The organism is Undibacterium sp. TJN19 (assembly GCF_049339485.1).
Lineage (GTDB): Bacteria > Pseudomonadota > Gammaproteobacteria > Burkholderiales > Burkholderiaceae_D > Undibacterium.
Genome location: NZ_JBMPPL010000070.1, coordinates 1 through 400 on the forward strand (window position 1 = coordinate 1; position 400 = coordinate 400).

The window sequence follows — 400 nt, forward strand, 5'->3', positions numbered from 1 at the left end:
GCAGATCAAAGCGCATGACGAGGCTGTTGAGGAAGAAGCCGATGAGGTCTTCTGTCTCGCTGTGGCGGCGGTTGGCCACAGGGGTGCCGATGGCGATGTCGTGCTGGCGGGCATAGCGGCCCAGGAGGACGGCGAAGGCGGCGATGAGGCTCATGAAGAGGGTGCTGCCGCTGCGCCGGTTGAGGGCTTGCAGTTCGCCTGTGAGGCTGGCGGGCAACTTGAGCATGGCGGTGGCACCGCGGTAGCGTTGTTCGGCCGGGCGTGGCAGGTCGGTCGGGAGGTCGAGCAGGGGCGGCAGGCCGGCGAGCTGGTGTTCCCAGTAACTGAGTTGGGCGGCGATGATGTTGCCGGTGAGTTGCTGGCGTTGCCAGTGGGCGTAGTCGGCGAACTGGAGGCGTAA

General features: G+C 66.2%; 1 protein-coding gene. It reads right to left on the minus strand.

All coding sequences use genetic code 11. The annotated features are described in order from the left end of the window. Window positions 1–400 (minus strand): condensation domain-containing protein (locus ACO0LH_RS28565; protein WP_422944536.1); only part of this gene is annotated, 400 nt, incomplete at both ends.